Origin of the sequence: Vibrio kagoshimensis (genome assembly GCF_050337535.1) — a bacterium.
GTDB classification, from domain to species: domain Bacteria; phylum Pseudomonadota; class Gammaproteobacteria; order Enterobacterales; family Vibrionaceae; genus Vibrio; species Vibrio gallaecicus.
In genome coordinates this window covers 89,848-113,139 of the sequence record NZ_JAKJSZ010000003.1, presented here as the reverse complement: position 1 = coordinate 113,139, position 23,292 = coordinate 89,848, and the positions used below count along the sequence as shown (strand labels likewise).

18 protein-coding genes are annotated in these 23,292 nt (G+C 40.1%); 4 read left to right on the top strand and 14 right to left on the bottom strand.

Annotated features, from left to right (window positions below):
- Positions 1–55 precede the first annotated feature (55 nt).
- The 10 genes from L4C37_RS02570 to L4C37_RS02525 form a co-directional block, all read right to left on the bottom strand.
- Positions 56–883 (bottom strand): CheR family methyltransferase, encoded by an 828-nt coding sequence (locus L4C37_RS02570; RefSeq protein WP_137372254.1) that lies wholly within the window; start codon positions 881–883, stop codon positions 56–58.
- Positions 884–960: 77 nt separating this feature from the next.
- Entirely contained in the window at positions 961–3,360 is a 2,400-nt protein-coding gene (gene aer2, locus L4C37_RS02565; protein ID WP_137371811.1) for an aerotaxis transducer Aer2, read from the bottom strand.
- 7 nt (positions 3,361–3,367) lie between these two features.
- Positions 3,368–3,832, bottom strand: coding sequence for a chemotaxis protein CheW (locus L4C37_RS02560; RefSeq protein ID WP_137371810.1), 465 nt, complete (start codon positions 3,830–3,832; stop codon positions 3,368–3,370).
- A gap of 7 nt (positions 3,833–3,839) precedes the next feature.
- The gene (locus L4C37_RS02555) at positions 3,840–4,325 is read right to left on the bottom strand and encodes a chemotaxis protein CheW (protein WP_372266589.1); all 486 of its coding nucleotides are present in this window, start codon (positions 4,323–4,325) and stop codon (positions 3,840–3,842) included.
- Between the two features lie 181 nt (positions 4,326–4,506).
- Positions 4,507–6,642 carry a chemotaxis protein CheA gene (locus tag L4C37_RS02550; protein ID WP_429767780.1) on the bottom strand — a complete coding sequence of 712 codons (2,136 nt, stop codon included), beginning with the start codon at positions 6,640–6,642 and terminating at the stop codon, positions 4,507–4,509.
- Positions 6,643–6,714: 72 nt separating this feature from the next.
- A complete protein-coding gene (locus tag L4C37_RS02545; RefSeq protein ID WP_137371807.1) occupies positions 6,715–7,074 on the bottom strand; it encodes a response regulator in 360 nt (119 codons plus the stop codon).
- A gap of 20 nt (positions 7,075–7,094) precedes the next feature.
- Positions 7,095–7,364 carry an STAS domain-containing protein gene (locus L4C37_RS02540; RefSeq protein ID WP_489686370.1) on the bottom strand — a complete coding sequence of 90 codons (270 nt, stop codon included), beginning with the start codon at positions 7,362–7,364 and terminating at the stop codon, positions 7,095–7,097.
- Positions 7,365–7,773: 409 nt separating this feature from the next.
- Positions 7,774–9,909: a tRNA(Met) cytidine acetyltransferase TmcA gene (locus L4C37_RS02535; RefSeq protein WP_429767779.1), complete on the bottom strand. Its 2,136-nt coding sequence runs from the start codon at positions 9,907–9,909 to the stop codon at positions 7,774–7,776.
- Positions 9,910–9,994: 85 nt separating this feature from the next.
- A complete protein-coding gene (locus L4C37_RS02530) occupies positions 9,995–10,969 on the bottom strand; it encodes a ParB/RepB/Spo0J family partition protein (protein WP_273294584.1) in 975 nt (324 codons plus the stop codon).
- Between the two features lie 7 nt (positions 10,970–10,976).
- Positions 10,977–12,194, bottom strand: coding sequence for a ParA family protein (locus L4C37_RS02525; protein ID WP_137371803.1), 1,218 nt, complete (start codon positions 12,192–12,194; stop codon positions 10,977–10,979).
- A gap of 1,236 nt (positions 12,195–13,430) precedes the next feature.
- Here L4C37_RS02525 and L4C37_RS02520 point away from each other — a divergent pair.
- Positions 13,431–15,404: a replication initiator protein RctB domain-containing protein gene (locus L4C37_RS02520; protein WP_137371802.1), complete on the top strand. Its 1,974-nt coding sequence runs from the start codon at positions 13,431–13,433 to the stop codon at positions 15,402–15,404.
- Positions 15,405–15,672: 268 nt separating this feature from the next.
- On the opposite strand, the gene L4C37_RS02515 is transcribed toward L4C37_RS02520, so the two are convergent.
- From L4C37_RS02515 to L4C37_RS02505, 3 genes are read right to left on the bottom strand one after another with little or no spacing between them, the layout of a single operon-like run.
- Positions 15,673–16,140, bottom strand: a complete 468-nt coding sequence (locus tag L4C37_RS02515; RefSeq protein WP_137371801.1) for a transcriptional regulator — start codon at positions 16,138–16,140, stop codon at positions 15,673–15,675.
- Positions 16,137–17,069: an ATP-binding cassette domain-containing protein gene (locus tag L4C37_RS02510; RefSeq protein ID WP_137371800.1), complete on the bottom strand. Its 933-nt coding sequence runs from the start codon at positions 17,067–17,069 to the stop codon at positions 16,137–16,139. Before L4C37_RS02510 ends, L4C37_RS02515 begins: the two co-directional genes overlap by 4 nt.
- An 8-nt stretch (positions 17,070–17,077) precedes the next feature.
- Positions 17,078–17,902 (bottom strand): ABC transporter ATP-binding protein, encoded by an 825-nt coding sequence (locus L4C37_RS02505; RefSeq protein ID WP_137371799.1) that lies wholly within the window; start codon positions 17,900–17,902, stop codon positions 17,078–17,080.
- A 359-nt stretch (positions 17,903–18,261) separates the two neighbouring features.
- Here L4C37_RS02505 and L4C37_RS02500 point away from each other — a divergent pair, with 359 nt between their 5' ends.
- Together L4C37_RS02500 and ribA are read left to right on the top strand one after the other, a co-directional pair.
- Positions 18,262–18,456, top strand: a complete 195-nt coding sequence (locus L4C37_RS02500) for a PA3496 family putative envelope integrity protein (protein ID WP_137371798.1) — start codon at positions 18,262–18,264, stop codon at positions 18,454–18,456.
- Positions 18,457–18,732: 276 nt separating this feature from the next.
- Positions 18,733–19,785, top strand: coding sequence for a GTP cyclohydrolase II (gene ribA / locus L4C37_RS02495; protein WP_137371797.1), 1,053 nt, complete (start codon positions 18,733–18,735; stop codon positions 19,783–19,785).
- A gap of 127 nt (positions 19,786–19,912) precedes the next feature.
- On the opposite strand, the gene L4C37_RS02490 is transcribed toward ribA, so the two are convergent.
- The gene (locus L4C37_RS02490; RefSeq protein ID WP_372265971.1) at positions 19,913–20,668 is read right to left on the bottom strand and encodes a substrate-binding periplasmic protein; all 756 of its coding nucleotides are present in this window, start codon (positions 20,666–20,668) and stop codon (positions 19,913–19,915) included.
- An 82-nt stretch (positions 20,669–20,750) separates the two neighbouring features.
- On the opposite strand from L4C37_RS02490, the gene L4C37_RS02485 reads away from it, so the two are divergent.
- Positions 20,751–23,225, top strand: a complete 2,475-nt coding sequence (locus L4C37_RS02485) for a response regulator (protein WP_429767778.1) — start codon at positions 20,751–20,753, stop codon at positions 23,223–23,225.
- Positions 23,226–23,292: the final 67 nt, after the last annotated feature.

Genomic DNA, 23,292 nt, shown 5'->3' with positions numbered 1-23,292 from the left:
TATGACCGATTCATTACGCCCTAGTCATCTCTGCTCAACATCCGCTGTGGGCACATTACAACTTCAAATAGATGGTATTGCCTAAGTGTTCAAACTGTTGGCAATCTGCCCCTACACTTTCGGAATGACCAATAAACAGAGAACCTCCTTCATTAAGCTGCTGGCAAAATCGATCTATCAGCAATTTTTGCGTTTCTTTATCAAAATAGATCATCACATTACGACAAGAGATCAGATCAAATTTCTTTGTCATTGGCCAGCTTTCTAAAAGATTGAGCTGCTTAAAAACCACTTGTTGCTGAAGCTTTATGGCGCATTTTATTTTTCCTAAAAACTCGCCTTTGCCTTTAACAAAGTTTCCCTTGAGGTATGATTTAGGAATGCTGTCTATCGCTTCTTCGTCATACACTCCAGCCTTAGCATGAGCCAACACATTTGTATCAAGGTCGGTTGCCAGTAATGCCACCTTAGAAAAATGTTCGAACGCATTCGCATGATTTAATGCCGCCATATAGCTGTACGGCTCTTCACCGGTAGAACAACCTGCCGACCATATCCGTACTTCCTGTTTTCGTTGGTTAACCCACTTTGGAACCAATGTTTTTTCAAGATAATCAAAATGATGTTGCTCTCGAAAAAATGACGTTTTGTTAGTCGTCAGAGCATTCACAAATGCTATTTGTTCAGATTTAGAATGTTCAATCATCTTTCGATAATCAGCAAAGCGTCCCACCTTCTTCTCACGCATTTTTCTACTGACTCGTCCATACACCATCGCGTACTTCTGATCGGTTAAATGAATACCCGCATTCTTATGGATAAACCACTGCACAAATTTGAAGTCTTTTTCTGTCAACTCAAACTCTTGCTTACCGAGATTCATCGAATTTAAACTTGGATTCACAGAAGACGCTCTTGGGCCCATTGAGCTTACCTTTTCTGACTGATCAACCTGCTTGGTTAGAACTCTTCCCATTCATCCCCATCCTCACGAAACGTCACTCCAGAATTAACAACCTTAGCGTTTTTTAATTCGCTCACATTGCCTCGTTTAGGAACAGATGAAAGATTACTTTGAGCGTTGTACTGAGCAACATTACTGTCGGTACTGAAGAAATTCATGAGATTAAGTAGCTCTTTACCTTCAGACCTTAATGACTGGCTGGCAGCCGACGTTTCTTCAACTAATGACGCATTCTGCTGAGTCATTTCATCCATGGTGGTAATGGCTCGGTTTATTTCATCAATACCTGTCGACTGCTCCAAACTCGATTCAGCAATTTGTTGGATAAGATGTGAAACACTGGCTACCGCTTCAACAATTTCATTCAGAGTTTCACCAGATTCATCAACCAAACGGGAACCTTCATCTACTTTCTCTACGCTGTCTTTAATTAAACCTTTAATTTCTTTTGCTGCTGCTGCGCTTCGCTGCGCAAGATTTCTTACCTCTCCAGCAACGACAGCAAAACCGCGTCCTTGCTCACCAGCTCGCGCTGCTTCAACCGCAGCATTCAAAGCTAACAAATTCGTTTGGAATGCAATCTCATCAATGACACCTATAATGTCGGCAATCTTCTTACTCGCACTGTTAATTTCGGACATCGCAGACACAGCTTGGCCAACGACTTCCCCTCCTTTCCCCGCTTTCTTCGCCGCATCATCAGACAGTTCATTAGCACCTTTGGCATTTTCCGCATTTTGTTTAACCGTTGCGGTCATCTGTTCCATACTGGCTGCCGTTTCTTCTAGATTCGAAGCTTGCGCTTCCACCCTTTGGCTCAAGTCATTATTACCTTCGGCTATCTCAGTAGAGGCTGTCGCGACTCTTGCTGACGAGGTTGTGATCTTCTCGACCATATTTCGAATATTTAAAATAGACGTATTTACCGCATCCGCTAAACGACCAAACTCACCTTGATTACTGTCTGGCATCGTACTTTTTAAATCACCATCAGCGACTTTACTCATGACATCAATACACTGCCCTAATGGCTCAACTAATGTATCTAATAGCCCGTTAATCCCATCCCCCAACTCTTTCATGAAACCGCTGTAAACCGAGGTGTCGATACGTTCGGCTAACTGCCCAGCCGTCGCCTTTTGGATTAAACTTTCTACTTGGCGCTGCCCATCTTGTTGCTCTGTTATGTCAACCCACTGCAATGCAGGTCCCATATAGTTGCCGTTACCATCTCGCATGGCGATACACGTTAAATTGAATTCTAATGAACCAACTTTTATATCGGAGGAAAATGGTAAGCGGTCAGGATTGGCAATAATACTTCGCTGGTGGGCAGGATTTTTATGGAAGATGTCTATATTTTTACCCACTAAATGACTCGCATCGAAGCCGGTAAGTACTTTACGCATCTCACTCTCACGACCTTTCAATAAGGTAGAAAGAGATGGGTTTACATATTGAATAATGCCTTCTTCATCCGCCATCATGAGGTTTGTGGTCATACCTTCAACGGCAGAGGCTAAACGACCAATTTCAGCTTCTTTTGCACGCTCTTCGGTAACATCGCGCCACTCTAGAGTATTCCCAATATAATCACCTTTGGTATCAAAAATAGACGCGACATTAAGTTCAATTTTTAAATGCCCAATCGTGATATCAGTACTGTAAGGTAGGTTACTGGGGTTGCTGAGTAACTGGCGTTGGTGCGCGGGGTTTCTATGAAACTCATCAATACATCTGCCCATTAACCATTCTTCTGTGGCTAAAAAACCAGACCAAACGCTTCTTAAAGTCGCTTCATGTTTCTTAAATAAATTAACAGTTTCATTATTGATGTAAGTGATCAGTAAATCTCGGTCAATCATCACCATGGCAGTTTGTGCTTGATCAACTGCCGCTTGCAAACGAGCAACATTATTTTCCTGCGCTCGCAATGCCGTAACATCTTGCCACTCCAAAGTATTCCCAACGTAATTACCCGAGGAATCAATAATCGCCCCGACATTTAATTCGAGCAGTACATCTTGAACAGTAATAGTGGTGCTATAAGGAAGGTTTGCTGGGTTAGATAATAACTGTCGCTGGTGTTGTGGGTTGGCATGAAAGCCATCAATACAAAACCCAACCATGAAATCTTTGTCTGCTCGAAAGTTTGGCCACACAGATTGAAACGTCGCTTCATGTGTTTTTAATAAAGTAATGGATTGCTGGTTGATATAAGTGACCTTAAAGTCTCTATCTACCATCATAAGAGCGGTTTTAGCCGCGCCTAAAGCTGAAAGTAATTGTTCTTTGGATAAGCCATCCTCTTCCACTGAGGTTTCTTCCATTAATACATCTGATGCTGCTTCTGCAAACTGAGCAACAGGTTCCTTTTTTCTATTCCAAAATGACATATTTACCTCACATTAGCGCGTCTTCTACTGTCGTCGAATTGAGCTCGTCTACATCAAATAGAGCCTCAAGATTTATTATAATTAGATGCCCATTAGCTTCTGATGCAATACCTTTGATGTAGCTTTCATCAAGCGTTACAGACATATGTGGAGCAGGTTTAATTGCTGTAGGTTCGAATGCGTACACTTCAGCCACGGCATCCACAATGATGCCTAAAGGATGTTTTTGTTCATCATTCAAAACAATGACCACAGTTGTGTGATTAATCACAGACGGGGGCAAATTGAACCGCATTCGAAGATCAACAATCGGTACGTATTCCCCTCTTATTTCTAACACTCCTTTAAGATAATTAGGTGAATTAGGCACACTCCGAACTTCACTCCACCCACGCACTTCACGCACATCCAAAATAGGCACTGCGTACTCTTCATGTTCCAAAATAAAGCTTAAATACTCTTCTGCAGCCATGGTTTCCTTACCCTCGCGGAAGTGTCTGGTTAGTGTGTTTTAAGATGAGATCGATATTAAGTAACTCAGCAGTGTCAAACAGAGACATCACTTGATCATCGACATTTAATAAACCTTGGATAAATGGATTAACTTGGGACTCTCCAACGGCAGGATAAAGTTCATTTTCACCTTGGCTAACTACGTCGGAAACGGCGTCTACTACAAGCCCCATTAACTTTTCACCCTCGTCATCTTCTGAACGCAAAACTAACACCACCGTGGTAGGCAAGTAATCGCAAGTGCCAATTCCAAAGCGAGATCGTAAATCGACAATAGGAACGATCATCCCTCTCAGGTTTATCACCCCTTTAACAAAACTTGGAGAACGAGGTATCGGAGTAGGTCTTTCCCAGACTCGAATTTCTTCAACATCTTGAATGACGACACCATACAATTCGTTTGCCAAGCAGAAACTGAGAAAGTCAGCATTCTCGCTGATTTCAGCATTCATCACATGAGTCGGTAAATCAGATGCATCAGTCGCTACTTGTTGCTCCATACTTGCTCCTTGCATTGCTTCGTTTGTCTTTGCTTGGTTTGTTTTATTTTGTTTATGGCACCATCGCTTAAGGTTTCTCGTAGCCATTTTCTATAATGGGTTCGTCACTTTTTTCTGCGAAACCCCATTAGTGCTAGGCAGCGATACCGCCTTTATTCACTTTACTGTCTGAAGCCTTATCTAAAAATGAGGTAATCAAACCTTGGATATCGAGAATTAATGAAACCGAACCATCACCTAAAATAGTGGCACCAGAGATGCCTGGCACTTTATTGTAATTAGACTCTAAGCTTTTGATGACCACTTGCTGCTGATCGAGAAGCTCATCCAAAAGTAAACCAACTCGGTTACCAGCCGCTTCAACAAAACAGAGAATTCGATTATGGAGATCCCCACTTGCTCCCATACCAAACTCTTCTTGCAAACGTAAAATCGGAATATTTTCGTCACGAAGTCGGTATAGCTCCACACCGCCTGATGCATGCTTCACGCAGTGGGTATCAATTTGGATAGATTCAATAATGGTTAGAAGTGGAATGACATAAACTTCTCCGCCGACTTTAACAAGTTGTCCATCAAGAATGGCTAAGGTAAGAGGTAAGCTAATGGTGAATTTGCTGCCCTTGCCTAATTTTGATTCCACCTCGATATGTCCGCCGAGTTCTTCAATATTTCTTTTTACAACATCCATACCCACACCACGCCCTGAAATATCAGACACTTGATCAGCGGTAGAAAAACCAGGGGCGAATATTAAGTTTAGGACTTGTTTATCTGTCATCTCCTCTCGGCGAGCGTCACTGACCACTACGCCTTTTTCTACAGCTTTACTCCACAATCTATCGCAATCAATTCCGGCGCCATCGTCTTCTACTTCTATAATGATTGCCCCTCCTTGATGGAAAGCAGTGAGTTTGATAACCCCCATTTCCGCTTTACCACTTTCTTGACGTAGCTTGGGAATCTCAATCCCGTGGTCAATACCATTTCGCACGAGATGTACGAGGGGATCGACTATCCTTTCGAGTACGGTTTTATCCAGCTCGGTATTCTCACCAATGATTTGAAGGTCGACTTGTTTTTCTAAACGACCCGACAAGTCTCTAACTAAACGAGGAAAACGACTAAATGCAAAGCTCATTGGCAACATGCGTATGTTGAGCACATTCTCTTGCAGGTCTTTGCTGTTTTGTAAAAGTTGGTCTAATCCTGCTTTTAGTTTCTCAAGCTTATCGACCGTAAAATCATTGCCTATTTCTGTCAGCATTGACTGAGTAATAACAAGCTCACCCACAAGGTTTATCAGCCCGTCGACTTTATCGATATCAACTCGAATAGAGCTGACACCTGAATCTGTTTTATTTGATTTTGCTGGGGTTGGCTTTTGTTGCGTCTCTTTAGTATTAGCTTCAGCCTCTGTAACTGGAGGAGTCGTTTCAGTGAGAGTCGTGGGAGTTTCTTTTGAAGTGGGAAGAGGTGTATTTAAAGGTGGCGTTTCTTTCTCAGTACTTGGTGAAACCTGTTTTTCAATGTTTAGGTCGCATTCGTCTTCAACCCATTCGAATACTTCAACGATATCCTCTTTATTTATCTCGCCATTTAATTCAAACGTCCAACTCAAATAACACAGTTCTGCTTCTAGCTCAGCTAAATGAGGTAGTTCCAACTGAGTATTAGTTACCACTATGTCTGAATCTAAATCTTTTAATTCTCTGATAATTCTTAGCGGATCATTGCCACTGAAAAACAAATCAGAGTGTGGGATGAAGGTTATACTCCAATTCCCCAATACTTCACCATCAACAACATTCGTTGAATTCTCGAGATTCGTAAGAGCTTCATCTTCAAAATTATCGCCACCACTCACTGTTTGAACTTGTTCAGAACCAAGCAAATTTCTTAATTCATTACTGACGGACTCTTTGAAATTTAAATCTACATCTACTTTATCTTCATGCCCTTCCAGCATTGCTTTAATGCAGTCACAACTTCTCAGCAAAACATCCACAGTTTGCTTCGTTAGTTGCATTTCATTGTTTCTGACTTTATCTAAGTAGGCTTCTACGGAATGGGTAAACTCGCTAATATCAAAAAGGTTAAATGTTGCCGCACCACCTTTAATGGAATGAGCCGCTCTAAAAATAGTGTTAATGGTTTCAATATCGACAGTCTCAGGTTCAAGATCGAGAAGAATCTCTTCAAGTACTTCTAAGTTCTCGCAACATTCTTCGTAGAACATTTTACGTAACTGGTCCATGTCTAAAGCCATAACTGTCCCTACCCTGAGTTGAGCACTACTATTTTGTGTTACTACCGAATTAGTTCTTTGGAATCTAAACTGCTATAGCACTCGCTTTAGCGTTTTTAATAATGTCTCTGGATTGAACGGTTTCACTAACCAGCCTGTAGCTCCTGCAGATTTTCCTTCCTGCTTTTTTTCCACACTGGTTTCCGTCGTCAACATGAGGATTGGAATGAACTTATATTGGGGAATGCCTCGAATAGCTCGAACAAGATCAAAACCACCCATGATTGGCATATTTACATCGGAGATAACCACATCATACTTTGTGGTTTTAGACTTTCGTAATGCATCACTTCCATCATTTGCCGTTTCAACATCGTAGCCTGCGTCTTTCAATGTATGGCTAACCATTTGACGAATCGATACTGAATCATCTACCGCTAAAATTTTCTTCATTTGAAACCCTCAACATCCATTTATGAGTAAAACTGCGCTTTGAGATCGAGCAAAGCAATCGAGTCGTTTAAGATTTCAGATGTATTCTCAATTCGAATATCTAGCCCAACATGTTTTGCAGAAACAAACAGAGATGCTAATGCTTGCAAACCTGCAGTGTCGACACGTGTGACTTTAGAGGCATCAATGGATATTGATTCATTGTGAGTAAGCCATTGTAGATATTTTTCTTTCGAATTGAGAACTGTTGAAATCTCTAAGGACTCTTCCAGTACATATTCCATATGTATCCCTTCGAAACTTAGTGTCCATGAAACTCAAATATTTCTGTAAAACTAAATATTTAAAAAACCAAATATTCAATAAACCTAAGTGCTAGCCAGTAAACGTAAGTATTAACCCTTGAAACTTGTCGCTTATTATTCAGTGTAGGTTGGAATATCCATTTATCAAATCTAACAAGGTTAATTCAGCCTAAGCATTTGTTTAAAAAATGTATGGTATTTAATTTCAAAGTTAAACACAGAGTTGGGTTAATGAAATTATCAGTAGTTATTCGTCAAATAGATTTATGACTAATTCAATTGGGTGAGGATAGAAGAGTTTTGTATGAGAAGGATAAAGTAGAAGTTTACAGTGTAAATTGATTCTGTTCTTCAATTTACACTGTAAAGTGGAATTACAAAGCAGCGGCTGATTCTATTTACACTGTAAATTGCAGAGAATCTTTTCTACATCCAAACGAACTTGTGATTCAGCTTGTTTGCGACCAGTAAAATCATGCTCAATAATGCACTGAGACCACGTTTTTTGCTGAACCACTTTAGATATCAATAAAAGTGAAACCTCATCATTTCCATTTGAATTGATGAGTAGAATCGCTTTAACCAGAAGATAAGCAACGCTATCAAAACTGTTTCCACCTTGAACATAATATCCAAGCAAACCAATTTCAGATGCAGACAGTTCCAAACCTGAAGACTTCGTCAATAGTGCTTTTACCATTTGAGGCTCCAGTGAAATTAGAGAACTGGAAATCAGGTAAAGAAAGCTTTGCTCAAAATGATGAACAGCGTTAGTAATCCAACCTTGAGATTTTTTTTGTACAGACTTCACCATAAGTAAAGAATGACAACCACTTGCTTGGTCTCTTTGATGGCCCAAATGGGCAGGATAAAATCCATTACGCTTCCAGAAGCTAACAAGTTCACTTGTTGCCCCAAAACTTGTGGCAAGGTAATCACAATCAGATAATGAGATTGAAAGATGTTCCAGCAGTAAACTGCCTAACCCCAGATTCTGATAACTAGGGTGAACCGCAATTCTCATTATTCGAATGCATCTAGATCGAGCAGACTCCTCAAAACCTAAATGGTTGGCTAAAACAGCAGGTGCTAAATGACCTTTAGGGCGACGCTTTCCAAGCTGGATATCCTTAATTACATCAGAAGATAACCCTCCTTCTCCCACCGTTAGAATACATCCTAAACAAACTTGCCCATTAAATAATGCATAAAGCTCGACTGATGGATTAGACAATATCTGCATTAAGTCATTGGGTGTTGTTTGATAATGAGCACCAACCAATAAAGCAAAGCATTGTTTCAATTTCTCTGGATGAGTAACAAAATCAGCCTTAGGTAGTTTTTCCCATAGGAGAGATTCACTTATCAGCGGGATATGACCGCCATTTTCTTGCTTAGATAGTTGAGTTGATGAGAGCTCTAATGCAGTCGCTTCTAACCGAGATCGCATACCACTTTCTAAGACTTGCTCCCCTTGATTTATATCCACATTCAATAGAAAACAATCGAACAGCCAGTTTTCAAGAGGGTCGTTAACACTCCAGCGAATAGGCTGTTCTATAGAGCAGGCTTTCCAATTCGGTCTTACCTTAGAAAGCCAAGATTCAAACTTTAATCCAAACCCTCTTCCACTGCCTTCATAGCCATGTAACGTGGTTGAAAAAACTAAACGGTGGTAGCTCTCAACCATTTTTTTCAGCATCGGAATAGGAATAGCGGCAGCTTCATCAACAAGCAGTAAGTCACAATTAGGCTTAGTTTGAAGTAACTCGTCCGGGGCAACAAAGGTCACTCTAGACTGACCAAATTTAAGAGTCCCCTTCCCTTCTAGTTCAGCGCCTTTCAATAAATTCTGAGCGTGAGAAAAAATAGGTTCAACAGCTTTAATAGAAGGAGCAGTAACCACAACGTTAAATGGCGAACGCATCAAAAGAAGTTGAGCGGTCGCAATGCCAAGCGCACTGCTTTTTCCACGTCCTCGATCAGCAGTTAGGACAAGTGGTCGTTTACGATGGCCAGACACAACTTTTAAAATAAGTTCGATTGCATGATTCTGCTGGCTAAATTTATCTGATATTTGTTCTACACTTTCTTTTTCGGGTAGTTCTGGAAGTGATAGATTTTCATCTAGCTGCAATAATTTAGCAAAATTGTTAGTTAGCCATACTTGGTCGATAGAAGAGTTTTCGTGTTTCTCAGCGGGTAATATGATCGCTAGCCCACCACCCATAATTGAGCCAAGCGCAGCACTAAAACTATTAGCATCAAATTCAAACCGAAAATCACATATCAGCAACTGACATTCACGTCCTAATAATTGCTGACCTTTATTGATAACGATATGATTCACGCCTTCTCTTCTGGCTCCCCCAAGTTGAAAGGCATTCAATTCAGGATTGTTCACTAGATAAGATTGAATCACACCATCTTGCCAATTATCACAGCCACGTAAAACAACCCCATAGCGATGGTCATTGTGCTGAGCGATAGAAGAAAGATCGGTAAGAAAATTAAGCGGCTGAGTAGTCATAAATTGCATCCAGATTTATCTGCCATGCAGTTTACCACAGGTACAAAAAAAGCCGCATGAGCGGCTTTTTATATAAGTGTAAAAGTTAAACGAGTTTAGATTCAACAAAAGCTAAGATATCTTGCATTGTCGCATCATCGACTTTCTTAAGATTAAGCGCCAAGTTAGAACCTTTACGGCTGTAGCTTGCACGACCTTTTATCAGCTCAACTTTTGGTGATGATTTTTTCACAGGCGCTGGAGCCAATTCTAAAATCCAAGCTTCTAGTGTTTCAGTCACATCTTTTGTTAATCGAGCAACGCCTTGAGCATCGCTTCTTTGCCAAACAAAGCCTTCTGAGCCAGTACACTTTTCAAGTAAAACGATTTGCTGTTCGCTAGTTAAGCCGACAAATTGTTTATGCAGTTTAACAATAGTTGGACGACCTAAATCACTGACATTAGGATAAGCTTGCAGTAATTCAAGTGGTAACGCCGCGGCTTTTAGCGCCCCACTTACTAATGCTTCACTGCACTGGAAAATTTTAGCGAGTGCTTTTTGATCTTCAGCTTCACCTTTGTCTAGTTTCGCTTGCATCTCTTTGCCTTTTTCATATAACGAAAGTGGTTTATGAGCATTAGCAACATCAGAAAGAAACTTAGCATGCTCTGAATTAATATCTTCAGCAACATAAATTAAGAACTCTTTCCCTGCAAGAATACAAGACATACGACGACGACTACCGTCAAGTACCTCAATCTTTCCATCTTTATTCTTACGACCGACAGCAGGATATTGCTGACCTCGTTCTTTTAAAGTCGTAAGAACATCCGATAGTGCATGCTCATTTAGAAATGATTGTTCACGGGCATTTTCTTCAAATACTACCGTTTTATTCGCTACCTGATCCGCAGGAATACGCACTAACTCAAACGAAACTAGGTCTTCACCCGCGACAGAAAGCTCAATAATTTGAGCCTGCTCTTTCGCCGCCGTTTGAGCCTCTTGAGGAGTCACAACACGACGCTTATTCGCTTTTCCAAATAGCTTTGCGTTTAAGTCTGAAGTTTTAATTGCCATGTGTTACTTACCCCTGATTTAGTGATGACCAATTGCTATGAAGTACGCGTTCCAACTCTAAAGCACTTTTTTGAACAGCATCTTGAGCGGTGGCAAGTGTCTTTTTACCCCCTTCAAAGTCGCTTGTTGTTAAATCAAAAACGGTACTGTAAGTATCGGCGCAAGTTTCAAATGCACGGCTTCTTGGTATGGTCGCCATCATTACCTGGTCACCCAATAAATAATTCATCTCAGTCAGAACGGAAACTTGCTTTTTATTGTCGTCTTCGAACATGGTTGGCATGAGTCGAACAAACTCCAACCCTTTCCAATCATCAGGGAACATTTCATAAACTGTCGGTAAATGCTGGAAAAAGTTAACGGTAGAAGCCCAATCCAGGCGCTTAGCGGCACATGGAATAAGTAACGCATTAGAGGCGTACATTGCATTCCAAACCAGTGGATCAACGTGTGGACCGGTATCAATCATGATGACGTCAAAATCATCAGCAATCTTATCAATCAGTTTCTCTTTCAATAAGCGCACAATATCTAAAGACTGGTTTTGAGAAAGATGCTGCCACGCTTCTGCGTTAAACATTGCGTCTTCAGGGAATGCCGAAATCGTCTTTAAGTTAGGATATTGAGTCGGTAATAGAACGTTCTTGCGTAAGAATTCAATATCGACTTCTTCATCTTCTGGCACGTTATCCAACATAATGTCGACCGCTGAATAAATGTTTTCGTGTTCGGATACACTAATTTGAGGGTTCAAGAACAAACGAAGCGACCCTTGTGGATCCAAGTCAATCAAACAAATGCGGTAACGCTTATCCAAATTTAGCGATAGACAAGCCGCAAGATGAACCGCTGTCATGGATTTACCTGTACCACCCTTCTGGTTTTGTACATTAATAATCCACGGTTTATGATCCACGTTTTTTTTGCGTTCATGGAATTTTGGCAAGCCAGCCGCATCCATAAGCATATGTGCTTCTTCAAGAGAAATAGAATAATGGTTAGCATTATTCTTAGTAAACTGATGACCTTCAGCTTCAAGCTTATTAATCGCATCATCTAACTTACGACGAGTTAAACCCGAACGCGTTTCCATTAAAGCTTTAGACATTGGAGGAAAGTGCTCATCACTTCTCTCTTCTAAAACAATCTCAATGCGATCAGCCTGAACCTGTTGTGTCTGTTCGGCTAGTTGATAGAGATTTTCAATCGTTTGTTCTCTTTTCATTGCCAATATCCGTAATGATTAACCTGCCCACATTGTACAGCAATAAACACCAAAACCAACAAAAACATGAACATACATTCAGGAGCAATATCACATAAAATAAACTAACAAATCGATAGTTTGTGTAAATCGATAGAAATAATGAACAAATATATTAGTAAATCTTGGATAAAACACCAGACAAAAACAATTAAAATAAAAGTGTTACAGCATCACTTATTTACAATGTAAATGACGAGTAAAAGTAAAACTCTCGGAACGATTGAAATTTATGCACAAACTACGGCAAATGTGATTTGGATTGTACTATTTAATAATGGAGGCTCAGCTTAGAAAATAATTAGGCAATGTGGTCATTTACTCATATCGTTGTATATAAATACACCACTTACTTTGGAAGAATGATCAAGAGGCAAAGTGATAAGGAGAAATCATTTACAGGTTGATAAGGAAACATGATCAAGGCTTAAATACGCTTATACTGATCTTATGATTGGTCATACCAATAAGATCTACTTTCGGAAAAATGATCAAGATAAACAAACATCGGAAGCATGATATTATTGGTCTAGATTACGGATAAACGTAGATGTACTGGGCTTTTGAGCTCAATTTATATTAGTAACCTCGAAATCCAATGAACAAACATAATAGATAAGCATATTTAGCTCATTTCCTGATCATGCTTTCAGGTTTGTCTAAAGAAATACTAATTATGTGAATTTCAGTAGATTAAATACAGTAAGTCATGCAAGTACACATAAAGCGTTATATATGCGCAAATTTCATCCAACACTCACTTTACTTGATCATTCTTCCATAGAGAATATTCCAAATTAAACGAGTGAAGACCTAGAGAACTTCTCTTACAAACTCTTGCTTGTGGATAACGTGTTTAAATAAGATGATCATTCTTTCGGGACTTACTTGATCATCTTTGTAGCAAGGTAATGATCATGTTTCTAGATAAGTGTGATCATACTTTCAAGATTAAATGATCATCGTTTCGGTGATCTTATGATCATGCTTTCAAAGGCTAAAAAAATAAGTCTTTTATTTACAATAAGATAAAAGCAAAAAGCCAACCAGATCATTAGATCACTTAATCAATATAGATCATATTAATCAAAAAGATCAGTTATTTAAAAGCCAATAAATTCTCTTTATTTATGATCAAAATTTCTTTATCCTTCAGGAACTATAGTGATATTACGGCTAGTGTGATACGGATCAACAATGAAACCTGAAGACAAATTATTAATAAAAGCACGCAGCCATAAAGATGGCCACCTGTTTGAAGTATCTGAAGCAGCTGTGGAGTGGATTGATCAATATCAGCATTTCAAAGGTGTCACCAAAAGCATCGTAGAATTACTCAATTTAATCTCATTACGTGGCTTCAGTAGCAAAGATGGCTATGTTTCTACAACAGAAATAATTGAATCAACGGATGGGCAAGTTACCCGAGCGGCACTTCAGCAACGATTAAGAGCTGCGGTAAACATTGGTTTATTTAAACAACATCCTGTTAGATTTGAAGAAGGTTTAGCTGGTAAAACCATGCTTCACCGTTTTGTTAATCCTAGCCAGCTTATATCTGTATTGGGAGCAACAAGCTTAGTTACTGAATCAGTAAAACAATCAGAAAAGCAAAAACGCTCAAAAGCATTGGCTCAAACGCAAGTTAACAAGCGTTTACTGACAGAACATGGCTTAAACACACCACCTTCAATGAAAGATGAAGCAGACCAATTTATTGTTTCTCCTACAAATTGGGCTGGAATCATTGATCAAGCGCTTGCTCCACCAAGAACTCGTAAGAATTACCAAAAGTCGATGGTTTCGATCTCTGGAACTCGAGCTGTGATCGAGACACGATCTTCTAAAAATATTATGACTGTTGATGATCTTATGACGTTGTTTGCGTTGTTTACGCTTACTGTTCAATATCATGATCACCATCAAGACGATTATCACCTAGACGCTAAGCACACCCCAAATAAAACACCTTTGTATATCACTGATATTTTGTCTCTTCGCGGCAAAAAAGACAGTGGTCCTGCACGTGACTCGATTCGCGATAGTATTGATCGCATTGAATTCACGGATTTTCAATTACATGAGCTAACAGGGCGCTGGTTAAGTGAAAACATGCCAGAGGGCTTTAAGAGCGATCGTTTTAGATTTCTAGCCCGTACTATCACTGCATCAGAAGAAGCCCCTACAGAAGGCGCTGACGGCGAAATACGCATTAAACCAAACCTATATATCTTGGTTTGGGAACCGTCGTTTTATGAAGAGCTGCTGACAAGAGATTATTTCTTCTTATTTCCACCTGAAATTCTTAAGCAACATACGCTTGTTTTCCAAATGTATTCTTATTTCAGAAGCCGAATGGCACGCCGTCATTCAGATAGCATGTTATTAAGTGAACTTAATCAAAAACTTGCTCGTAATATCGATTGGCGCCGTTTTTCTATGGATCTTATTCGAGAATTAAGAAAGTTAGGGGAAGTCGAAATCACCGCTGAGCATTTCCAGGTTAACCTTTGGGGCTACCACTTAACGATCAATACTTTAAGTGATAAAGGAAAAACGACGGATTATCAGGTAGATATCAAATGTAACGTTGAAGAGGTATTGCGTTATTCTCGTGCTCGTACCACGAACGCAGGTAAGAGAAATATGGCTCCGACGCTGCCAAACCCACTACGAAACGAAATGGTTTCTAAACAGAAACTAGAGGAACTTTCGGAGATTATTGATGGTGAGTTTGAGCCTATTCAGCGTAAAGCACCTTCTCCAAGAGGGAAGCTAGGGCGCCGCGTTAAATTACGTAAGCACTCTGTTGAAATTAATGCGGATGAAATAATGATTACTCTATCCAAATACACGTCAGCAGAAGCCCTAGAACGCAGTATAACGGCATTGTCAGCAATGACAGGGCATTCACATGCTTCAATCAAAGATGAATGCACAGAGCTAGTTGAGAAGCTTGATTGGCTTAGAGTTGATGGTGAAGTGTTAAGTTACGAAACTTTGAGCAAGGTGATTGAGTTGTATAACGACCGAAGCTCTAATAAGCATTTATCTATTGAGCGTTTAATTTCTGGCTTAGCGGTTCGACGTAAAGTGTGTAAACAAGTTTATGAAGGCCATTTAGATGAAAACGTCTTTTTAGCTTTAGATGAAGTCGCGATTGGTCATTAACCGCTAAATCCAAGATTTGATGATAATTGAACATAACGCTGACAATGAACTGACATAGCCAGCCCGCTGGCTGGTTATTATTTATCCCGAATAGACAACCTTTTTGTCCTTTCTGATGATTAATAGATTGGCTCATATTGTTACATCATACTGAATTGATTTTTGCGAGTTCTTAATGAACTCGCTTTTTTTTGCTTAAAATTCAAGAAGATGATCATATGAGTATTATGAAGCATGATCACGATGCTCCATGATCATGCTTCCTTAATTAGTGCGATCTTACTGAAGGCATCACTTGATCATCGTTCCAAGAAATCGAAGCCATGAATTTCACATGTGATTCGATCAAACTTTCCGATTCTTTTTGCCAAGTGGTGTCTCGTTGTTGGTTACTAAATTCAAGTGCTAAAACGCACAGATGCTGTATCCGCTTTACACACCATTCTTTCAAGCCTTGTTCAGCCATTGGGTCACAACATACAGATTGCAACTTACTGTATGCCAGCATGAGGTATTGATATGCTTTTTCACAATCATGATGCAGGTAGAAAGTATGTAAGCGCAAACAGCCATCAAGCCAGCAAGCAATGCCTTTGCTTTGTTGATCTGTAATCGTTGGTCCCCAAACGGTTTCCGGCGGATTTAAGATCAAAGGTTGTAGTGCTAATACTTGATCATGCTTCTGGTCTTTATACCAAGCACTGATCGTTTCTAACCATGCATCTAGATCATTCATGCGACATTATCCCACTGTTTAACAAAGTGATTTTCATTAACTTGATGAACATTTTCTTGAACGACGCCACTTTGTTCTCGAATTACATCTGCGTCTATTGAATAGTTTGGTTCATTTTTAACAAGTTCGCCAAATGGTAAATCAGGATCGGGTACCGCAGAGATCAGTAATTTTGTGTAAGGGTGCTGAGGGTTCGTCAAAATAGATTCCGTTGAACCCCACTCGACAATTTGCCCTTTGTACATCACAGCGGTCTCTTCTGCGATGTAGTGAGCGGTCGCGAGATCGTGTGTGATGTATAGAAAACCTATCCCTAAGTCTTTCTTCATGCGTTGCATGAGGTTTAAGACACCTAATCGGATGGATACATCGAGCATCGATGTTGGTTCATCCGCTAGGATGACTTTTGCACCAACTGCTAATGCACGTGCCAAGTTCACACGTTGTCGTTGTCCACCACTTAATTCATGTGGGTATTTAGATAACGTTTCTTTAGGCAGCTCCACCAGCGTCAGTAATTCAAGTAAACGGTCTTGTAATTGCGCATTGCCATTGACTTGCTTATGAATCTTTAAAGGTCGAGTAAGGTGGTGTTCTATTGTGTGAGTTGGGTTAAGAGAGCCAAATGGGTCTTGAAATACCATTTGTACTTTTCCTCTGTAGTCCAACACGTCTTTTCGCTTATTTAGTTCGCGAATGTCTTTGCCTTCAAACAAAATTTCGCCTTCTGTAGGCGGGTATACTTTTGTCATCAACCTTGCACAGGTACTTTTTCCGCAGCCAGACTCACCGACCAAAGCTAGGGTTTTACCTGCGTAAAGATCGAAACTAACGCCATGAAGGGCTCTGAATATGTCTTCTTTTCCTAATCCGCCGCCGACTGTGAATTCTTTGACGAGGTTTTTAACTTGCATTATTGGTTGCGTCATGTGAGCTCCTAGCTAGCGATTGCTTGTTTAGTTTCGTGAATATTAGGGAATGAACTCCACAGCTTTTGTGTATAGGCATGCTGCGGGTTATTTCGGATCTCATGAGATTTGTTCACTTCTACGATTTCTCCGTAGCGCATGATGGCAATGCGATCGCACAATTGGCTCATTAAAGCTAAATCGTGAGTAATAAATAATACTGAGAAGCCAAATTCTTCACGTAATTGGTAGATTTGCTGCAAGATTTCACGTTGTACAACCACATCAAGCGCAGTCGTGGGTTCATCCATGATGATCAACTTCGGATTGAGTGATAAAGCGATAGCAATGACTAGCCTTTGACGCATACCTCCAGAGAATTGGTGTGGATATTCGGTAAGACGGTGGCGAGGTATATTGACGAGATCCAACAGCTTTTCTGCGCGGTCTTTTGCTTGTTCATCACTCATGCCTTGGTGGTGGCGTAATACATCAGCAAACTGCTCTTGAATTGGAAGAACAGGGTTGAGAGAGTTCATCGCGCTTTGGAATACCATGGCAATTTCACTCCAACGCAAGGTATTAAGTGATGAATCAGACAGTTTCAGCAGATCGCAACCATTGAAGATGATTTCTCCGCCTGAAATAAATGCTGGCGGCTTGTGTAATCGGTTGATAGCAAAAGCTATCGTGCTTTTTCCACAACCAGATTCGCCTGCAAGCCCAAATATTTCGCCAGGTGCAATAGAAAAGCTTACTGACTTAACGGCGTTGAAATCGCCATCATCGGTAATGTAGTCGACACAAAGGTTCTTCACATCGAGAAGTGGAGGAGGGGTGAGTTCAGCAGTCATTGAAGTTACTCTTAATGTAATGATAATTATTATCATTATCTTTTTGTGACTTTAAAGAGAAGTGAGCAACTAAAAAATATTGAACTGACTCGTAAATATTTTTAGAGAATGTAAGGAATTTTCAAATAAAGACAGGAAGGATGACTTGAGAAATGAGAGTTGGATCAAATGACTTTTTCGACGGGGAATCTTTTAACTGTAATTCTAGAAAATGGCTTTGGCAAAGTATAATTGATGAAATTATTATTTCGCTTTGCGAACAGTCGAAATCATCACATTTTGGTACAGATTTTCTTAACAACCGAATGAGCATTTGCTACAGATTACTTGTCCATTACATGGTGCTTTCGGAGGAAAATATGTCCATTAATTCTATCAACCATGATGAAATGACAAACATAACAAACAAATGGGATGCGGATGAACAGATATCCCTAAAACCAGAAAAACAGGTGAAGTCAGCAGAAGCTCGTCGCCGCATTGAAGCGCTCAGAGAGATCCGTGAAAGTGGATTGAGCCTTGAAGAAGCGCGTGAGTTAGGCTTGATTCATTAAGCTTAAATTTCCTGAGTTTAATGATTGTTTGGTTTATTTGACAGGGGGGCAGGAAGCCGCCCTTTTTATTACATATTAATTAATGATAATCACTTAGATAAATGATCACCACCAGCCATAATGTCTGAAAATGTAAAGTTCTTGCTTAGCCTCTACCTCTTATATTCGCCGTTCAATTTGACACCCATCATTCCCCACACTAGCTTTAAAATGAAAACTATTAATATAAAACCTACTGCATAGGTTTTACACTATTTGTTGTGCTAGGAGTCAGCTATGTCAAGCGATGTACTTTTCTATGAACCAGAAGATAGTAACGGTTACCTTTCAAACTTCGCCAGTTCACCCATTGAAGTGAATGATCAAGTTTGGGCAACGAGTGAACATTATTATCAGGCAATGAAGTTTGCTTCTTCTGAACTGAGGCAAAAAATATATTATGCAGCTTCCCCGGAAGATGCGTTTATCTTAAGCCGTCAATATGAAGATCAAGTTCGTAACGAGTGGGATGAAATTAAAGTGGACGTAATGCGTTTTATTGTCACGGAAAAGTTTAAACAAAATCGATACTTTTCGCATTTACTTGCCAGTACGGGCGATTCGGTCATTAAAGAGCATTCGCATATTGATTCTTTTTGGGGAGATGGAGGAGACGGCTCGGGGCAAAATAAGCTGGGTCATATTCTTATGGATATTCGGCAAAATCTCCAAGAAACCGAGCCATTCAATCATGTGAATTTTGTTGATAAAGCCAAGCTCCCCACTCAATGGGGTACATTTCAAATGTATGGGTTTGTTGAGCGGGCAACGGGTAAAGAGCATTTGGCATTAGTTTACGGTGATTTATCTGAACAAGCTTCACCACTTATACGCCTTCACTCTGAATGTTTAACTGGTGATGCTTTATTTAGTGCCCGTTGTGACTGCGGTTTCCAGCTCTCTAGAGCGATGGAAAACATAGTGGAAGCTGGTAGTGGAGTTTTGTTCTATTTGAGGCAAGAGGGGCGTGGAATAGGGCTGATTAACAAGATAAGGGCTTATCATCTACAAGATGATGGGGCAGACACAGTAGAAGCAAACGAGAGGTTGGGTTTTGAGGCAGACATGAGAGATTATTCTTTTTGTCGCGGTATGTTGAGCTTCTTGGATATTAACTCTGTACGCCTTATGACAAATAACCCTCGAAAAGTTAAAGCGATGGAGAAGTCAGGCATAAACGTGGTGGAGCGTGTTGCTCTACAAGAAGGGAATAATCCGCACAATAACCACTACTTGAAAACGAAAGCAGAAAAGTTAGGGCACATGTTTGATGAGAGCTTTGTCCGCTAGTTATTTAAAAATCCGCTAGTCATTAGTTATTTCAAAGCCTAGGTAGAACGTAAAATAAAGCCCCAAACTGGAGTGGGGCTTTTTTGTTTCTCTGATAATAAAAATGACGCTTATGTCATGGCATTTATCAGTACTGTTGAACGATCTTATCCAATTTACCATTTGCTTTGAGAGCAACGAGTCGCTGATTAATAAAGCTTTGTAGTTCTGGGTCCATTTGAGGATCAAAAGCAAGGTGAATGGGATAATTAGGAATGACAGAATCAAAGTTTTGAAGTTGGAAGGTGCTTGGATCTAAGTTTTGCTGCGCTAAGTTATATTTTACTCGCGATTCCATTTCAACGAAGACGGTGTCTCCCGGAATTCGTTTTAGTACTCGGAAGGCTGCTGTGTAGTCCTTAACTCTTAATTCTTCTATCTGCCCTTCCTGAAAGTAGGGGTCAAGGTTCGGGTACTCAAACCCTAACAACAATACAACTGCTTTGTTTTCTAGATCATCCATGTTTTCAAAATCAAAAGGTTTAGATTGGCTGCTCAATAATGTGTGTTTTACATTGTAAATAGGGATGTCAGACAAGTTCCTAGACTGAATATTCCCCCAGGTAGGGCTACCATAGGTTATCCAGTTATTTTGTTGTTGAGATTCTAATAATGTGATCATTCTGTTAAAAGGGTAGGTGTGGTATTCCAATTCATACTGTGAACCTTGAAAGACCGCTTGAACAATATCAGTCACCATTCCGCTGTGGTCACTACCATTAGTTTCGATTTGAAAAGGTTGAGCCTGGTTTGCTATCACGTAATAGTGGACGGATTCGGAAGCCATCAGAGCATAGCTTGAGAATAAACTGACTAATGAAGTGATCATAATGGATTTGTGCATAACCTTCCCTGAGTAGTTAATGATTTACTACTATAATACTAGTTGAATATATAATGTTTGAGATAGAAATAGGTACTAAAGTATGGTGAAAATGGATAGACGCTATGTAGGATTATCTCGCCAGTTACTGGGAGTCATCATTGTTATCAGTACCCTATTTACGGTAATTGTGACAGCTTTAAGCTTATATGTTGAATATCAAAATCGAGTTTCGTACATCAGCTCTCAAATTGAGCAGGTTGAAGCCGGTTACCTTTCCGGACTAAGTTCTAGTTTATGGGTGGAAGATAGAGATCAACTTTTAGTTCAAGCTGAAGGGATCTTTCGTTTACCAGCTGTTAGCCATGTATTTATCCAAGATAAGAATGAAACCTTAGTTGACCTTGGTACTTCACCTGCGGAACAGTCGCACTCTCAATCATGGGATATGGTTTATGAGATGGGCGGAAAAGAGTATTACCTTGCGACTCTTACTGTTGAGTCGGATTTAAGTATGATTCTGCAAGACTTCGGTCAGCGAATCGGCATTTTATTATTGTTTGAAGCCATTAAAATTTTCCTTCTTTCTATTGTTTGTTTGTCAGTGGTTTACCACTTAGTCGTAAAACGCTTGATGGCTATGTCCTCTGAAATTCGTCATTTTGAAGAAGGTAATAAACCAGTATTATTGAAACCCTCTAAGTCTCATTACTATGATGAAATTACCGTTTTAGAAAACAACTACAATCAATCGATAGAAGAAGTGCGTAAGCATTATGAACAATTAGAAAAAGCCCGTGAAGTGGCTGAAAATGCCAACCGAAACAAGAGTGAATTTTTAGCCAATATGAGCCATGAAATTCGAACTCCAATGAATGGGATCATAGGGCTTTCTTCACTTCTTTCTGATATGGACATGCCTGAAGAGCAGAAAGAATACATTGAGATGCTCAACACTTCTTCACTCACTCTGTTGGACTTGATTAACGACATTCTCGACTTCTCTAAAATTGAAGCTGGGCGGTTAGAGTTACAATATGAACCTTTAAAACTTGCCGATATTGTTGCTGACGTTGAATCCACTTTTAGAGTAAAAGCCGAACAAGAAGGGTTGCTGTTCAAGTTGACTGTCGATCATCGTATTCCTTGTATGGTGAGTGGAGATGGCACTCAGCTAAGGCAAGTACTCAATAACCTAGTCGGCAACGCCATTAAATTTACCGAAAGTGGTTACGTACATCTCCACATGCAGCTGGATAAAGAGCCTGTTGATATGGGCAGAGTGAGCATTCGTTTTGAAGTGATAGATAGCGGTATTGGTATTGCGTCAGATAAGATTCAGTCAGTATTTGACAAGTTTCAGCAAGCCGATGGCAGCACGACCCGTAATTATGGCGGAACAGGGCTAGGGCTCGCAATTTGCCAGAAAATCGTCGCGTTAATGGGAGGTGAACTGAAAGTCATCAGTGAAGAGGATAGAGGAAGTACTTTTTACTTCACGATTGATTTTGACTCGAGTGATGTCTTAGGTAAAAGAAACGTCGATTTTGAATCGCTATCGGTATTGCTGGTGGATGACAGCCAATTCAACATGCGTATTACGTCATCACAATTGCAATCATTTGGTGCCAGTTCTATGTGCTGTGAGCACGCTAAAGTAGCGGTTGACTTGGTTCAGCAGTCCATTATAGATAACAAGAATTATGATCTAATTTTAATTGATAAAGTCATGCCTGGAATGGATGGGTTTGAACTTGCTAAAGTTTTAATTAATCGATTTAAATCGCAATGCCCACGTTTAGTGATGGTGTCAGCATGTCCAGAGACCCGTGATGAAGAATTGGCAAAACGAGTTGGCTTTGTCGCTTATTTGGCTCGGCCATACCAAGACAACCAGCTCAAGTGGCTCATCCGAAAAGCACTATCAGAAAACATTGAAGTTCAGTATACGCAGGACCACCTTTCTCACTCTCACGATAGGGCGGCTACCCTTGAGCCGACAAGATCTGAGACGCCAAGAGCCAAGGTCCCAAAAGTTGAAACGCCTAGAGCTGGGACATCGAGAACGGATGTATTTACCCCCACTAAAAAGCAAAAATCTGTTAATGATTCCATTGAGAACAGTAACATTCATCCACTTTCAGAGCCGTCACAGGAAAAAGAAGCTTATAAAGTGTTGGTTGTTGAGGACTCGTTAGTTAATCAACAGGTGGCTAAAATGATGTTGACCAAGCTTGGCTTACACGTCGATATTGCTGAGAATGGTAAAATTGGCGTAGATATGTATAAATTGTATGACTATCAAATGATTTTCATGGACTGCCAAATGCCTGTGTTAGATGGCTTTGAAGCCACTAAACAGATTCGCCAACTAGAGTCATCAAGCGGGCGTAAACCGACTCCTATTGCAGCCCTAACCGCTAATGTTGTCATGGAAGATAAGCACTTATGTTTTGATGTCGGTATGGATGAATTTCTTGCCAAGCCTGTGAACCACAATGCTTTAAAAGAGGTGGTTCGCCGTTATATACCGGATTTAGAAATACTAACGGGTAAGAACGAGCACGGGATCCGCTAAAGATTCAAAAATTAATAACTAACTTTGATTCATCCCCTAGCATTAAGGGTTAAGCCTTGAGATTGTG

Bases quoted from the DNA above. Each gene is read 5' to 3' on its own strand.
- L4C37_RS02560 (WP_137371810.1), bottom strand. From the start codon at position 3,832: ATGGCTGCAGAAGAGTATTTAAGCTTTATTTTGGAACATGAAGAGTAC.
- L4C37_RS02535 (WP_429767779.1), bottom strand. From the start codon at position 9,909: ATGACTACTCAGCCGCTTAATTTTCTTACCGATCTTTCTTCTATCGCT.
- L4C37_RS02530 (WP_273294584.1), bottom strand. From the start codon at position 10,969: ATGGCAATTAAAACTTCAGACTTAAACGCAAAGCTATTTGGAAAAGCG.
- L4C37_RS02570 (WP_137372254.1), bottom strand. From the start codon at position 883: ATGAATCTCGGTAAGCAAGAGTTTGAGTTGACAGAAAAAGACTTCAAA.
- L4C37_RS02515 (WP_137371801.1), bottom strand. From the start codon at position 16,140: ATGAATGATCTAGATGCATGGTTAGAAACGATCAGTGCTTGGTATAAA.
- L4C37_RS02485 (WP_429767778.1), top strand. From the start codon at position 20,751: ATGGTGAAAATGGATAGACGCTATGTAGGATTATCTCGCCAGTTACTG.
- L4C37_RS02505 (WP_137371799.1), bottom strand. From the start codon at position 17,902: ATGACTGCTGAACTCACCCCTCCTCCACTTCTCGATGTGAAGAACCTT.
- L4C37_RS02525 (WP_137371803.1), bottom strand. From the start codon at position 12,194: ATGAAAAGAGAACAAACGATTGAAAATCTCTATCAACTAGCCGAACAG.
- L4C37_RS02510 (WP_137371800.1), bottom strand. From the start codon at position 17,069: ATGACGCAACCAATAATGCAAGTTAAAAACCTCGTCAAAGAATTCACA.
- L4C37_RS02500 (WP_137371798.1), top strand. From the start codon at position 18,262: ATGTCCATTAATTCTATCAACCATGATGAAATGACAAACATAACAAAC.
- L4C37_RS02545 (WP_137371807.1), bottom strand. From the start codon at position 7,074: ATGAAGAAAATTTTAGCGGTAGATGATTCAGTATCGATTCGTCAAATG.
- L4C37_RS02490 (WP_372265971.1), bottom strand. From the start codon at position 20,668: ATGCACAAATCCATTATGATCACTTCATTAGTCAGTTTATTCTCAAGC.
- ribA (WP_137371797.1), top strand. From the start codon at position 18,733: ATGTCAAGCGATGTACTTTTCTATGAACCAGAAGATAGTAACGGTTAC.
- aer2 (WP_137371811.1), bottom strand. From the start codon at position 3,360: ATGTCATTTTGGAATAGAAAAAAGGAACCTGTTGCTCAGTTTGCAGAA.
- L4C37_RS02555 (WP_372266589.1), bottom strand. From the start codon at position 4,325: ATGAATGCTGAAATCAGCGAGAATGCTGACTTTCTCAGTTTCTGCTTG.
- L4C37_RS02550 (WP_429767780.1), bottom strand. From the start codon at position 6,642: ATGGCTTTAGACATGGACCAGTTACGTAAAATGTTCTACGAAGAATGT.
- L4C37_RS02520 (WP_137371802.1), top strand. From the start codon at position 13,431: ATGAAACCTGAAGACAAATTATTAATAAAAGCACGCAGCCATAAAGAT.